The 2,682-nt window shown below is 73.2% G+C and carries 2 protein-coding genes; one reads left to right on the forward strand and one right to left on the reverse strand.

What is annotated here, in order from left to right:
* Window positions 1–219 precede the first annotated feature (219 nt).
* On the reverse strand, window positions 220–1,596 hold the full coding sequence (locus tag PLJ28_RS12295) for an aldehyde dehydrogenase family protein (protein ID WP_298041930.1): 1,377 nt from the start codon (window positions 1,594–1,596) through the stop codon (window positions 220–222).
* Between the two features lie 251 nt (window positions 1,597–1,847).
* On the opposite strand from PLJ28_RS12295, the gene PLJ28_RS12300 reads away from it, so the two are divergent.
* Window positions 1,848–2,636, forward strand: coding sequence for a coniferyl-alcohol dehydrogenase (locus tag PLJ28_RS12300; protein WP_324590181.1), 789 nt, complete (start codon window positions 1,848–1,850; stop codon window positions 2,634–2,636).
* Window positions 2,637–2,682 lie beyond the last annotated feature (46 nt).

Genomic DNA, 2,682 nt, shown 5'->3' on the forward strand with positions numbered 1-2,682 from the left:
GGGCGGGCTGCGTGGGCGACCTGCGTGGGCGACCTGCGTGGGCGGCCCGTGTACCGCCGGGGCGCCGAGGGCCGAGGCGTCCGCCGATCGGGCCCGGCACGCAGGGACGGACGGCACCCAGCACAGTGGCCCCGCACCGTTCGGTGCGGGGCCACTGTGGGTGTCCGGGGACCGACGCGCGGTCCGCGAGCCGGCCGTGCGGCTCGCGGACCGTGGGGCTCAGTCCGTGTGGGACCGGGCGTTGACGGTGCGCGGCTCGAGGTACTCCGCCAGGCCCCAGCGGCCGCGCTCGCGGCCCAGGCCCGAGCCCTTCCAGCCGCCGAAGGGCGCGTCCAGCTCGACGACGGTGTGCTGGTTGATCCACGCGGTGCCGACCTCGAGGCGGGAGGCCACCGCGTGGGCCCGGTCCAGGTCCGGGGACCAGACCGAGGCCCCCAGGCCGAACTCCTGGGCGTTGAGTCCCTCGATCGTGGCGTCCAGGTCGTCATAGGCGACAACGGGCAGCGCGGCGCCGAACTGCTCGCAGGAGACCAGCTCCGAGGACGCCGGGGCGTCGGCCACGATCGTCGGCTCCAGGAAGTACCCGGGGAGGGTCGTCCCGTGCCGGCCGCCGTGGGCGATCCGCCCGCCCTGGGCGACGGCCTGGTCGACGTAGTCCTTCACGAGTCGCTGCTGGGCCTCGGTGTGCATCGGGCCCATGGTGGTGCCCTCGGCCACGCCGTGGCCCACGCGCAGGGCGGAAGCCGCGGCCACGAGCGCCTCGGTCAGCTCCGCGCTCTGCGCGCGCGGGACGTAGACCCGCTTGACGGCCATGCAGACCTGTCCGGCGTTGCGGAACGCCGAGGCCACGATCCGCTGCGCGGTGACCTGCAGGTCGGCGTCCGGCAGGACGATGGCCGGGTCGTTGCCACCCAGTTCCAGGGTCACCTTCTTCACCGTGGGGGCGGCCTGCGCCATGATCGCGGCCCCGATCTCGGTGGACCCGGTGAAGGAGATCTTCCGGACGCCCGGCATCTCGGACAGCGCCCGGGACAGGACGCCGCGGCCGGTGACCACCTGCAGCACGTGTGCCGGCAGGAAGCGGTTGAGCACCTCGGCCAGGGCCAGGGTGGACATCGGGGTCGACGGCGAGGGCTTGGCGATCACGGTGCACCCGGTCACCAGGGCCGGGGCCAGCTTCACGGCCAGCAGGGAGATGGGGAAGTTCCACGGGGTGATGGCCCCGACGAGCCCGACGGGGGCGTACTGGACCTGCACCTGGCGCCCGTCCCGCGGGGGCAGCGTCTCGGACAGGTCCCAGTCCAGGTCCGCGTAGTGCCGGAACAGCCCGGCGGCCACCCGGAACTCCTGGGTGGCCTCGGTCCACACCTTGCCCTGCTCCAGGGACAGGACGCGCCCGAGGTCCTCGGCCTCCGCGGCGATGGCGCCGGCGGCGGCCCGCAGGGCCGAGCGCCGGGCCTCGCGGTCCGCGGCCCACGCGCGGGAGGCCTGCCGCGCGGCGGAGATGGCGCGCTCGACGTCCTCGGGCTGGTGGAGCGGAACGTCGCCGACCGGCTCCAGGGTGGCCGGGTCGATCACTGCATAGGTCGCGGTCACGCGTCCTCCTCGGGTTCAACGGCTGAAGCGCCCACCGGCCGGTGGGCGCGCTTCCTGGGTTCCAGCTTGCGCGTTCGGCTGTGAGCCACCCCACGTGTCTTTTCGTCCAGTAAAAAGTTGGGCTGATGTCCGCGTGCTTAACGCCACATAGTGGGTGGAAACACCGTCACCAGGCATCATCATCCTGTCGCATCCCGCATTCCGGGGCGTCTCGGGAAGGATCGGATGCGGACCACCGGAAGGACATACCCATGAATCTCGATGGGAAGACCCTCGTCGTCACCGGCGTCGCCTCGGGCATCGGCGCCGCCACGGCGGCCCTGCTGCAGCAGAACGGGGCCACCGTGATCGGCGTGGACCGCAATGTCCCCGCCGAGTTCAGCGGCACCTTCATCCAGGGCGACCTCTCCACGCCCGAGGGCGTGGCCGCCGTCGCCGGCCGGGTCCCGGAGGGGGTGGCCGGGCTGCTCAACATCGCCGGGGTGCCCGGGACCGCGCCGTGGCAGACGGTGTTGGCCGTCAACGTGTTCGGCGTGCGCGACCTGACCCGCCTGCTCGCGCCGAAGATCGCCGACAGCGGCGCCGTCGTCAACCTGGCCTCGAACGTGGCCGCCGGCTGGGCCGCCCGCCAGCTCGAGGTCGCCCGCTTCGTCCAGGCCGCGGACGCCGCGGAGGCCCTGGCCGCCGTCGCCGGGGATCCGGAGGTCACCGGGAACTCCTACCGCTTCTCCAAGGAGTGCGTGCGCTGGCTGACCCAGGTGCAGGCCTCGGAGCACCTGGGCCGGGTGCGGGTGAACTCGGTCAGCCCCGGACCGGTGCAGACCCCCATCCTGGAGGACTTCAAGAAGGACCACGGCCGCGAGAAGGTCGAGGGCGCGGTGGCCCTGCTCGGCCGGGCCGGCCAGCCGCAGGACATCGCCGAGGTGATCGCGTTCCTGCTCAGCCCGCAGGCGTCCTGGATCAACGGCACCGACCTGTGCGTGGACGGCGGGCTGTCCGCCCACCGCACCGTCACCACCCTGGCCTCCGCGGCCGTCTGAAGGAGGCATCATGCAGAGCATCCCTGACACCGGTTCCAGCACCGCC

This window comes from Citricoccus sp. (assembly GCF_035445025.1).
Taxonomy (GTDB): domain Bacteria; phylum Actinomycetota; class Actinomycetes; order Actinomycetales; family Micrococcaceae; genus Citricoccus.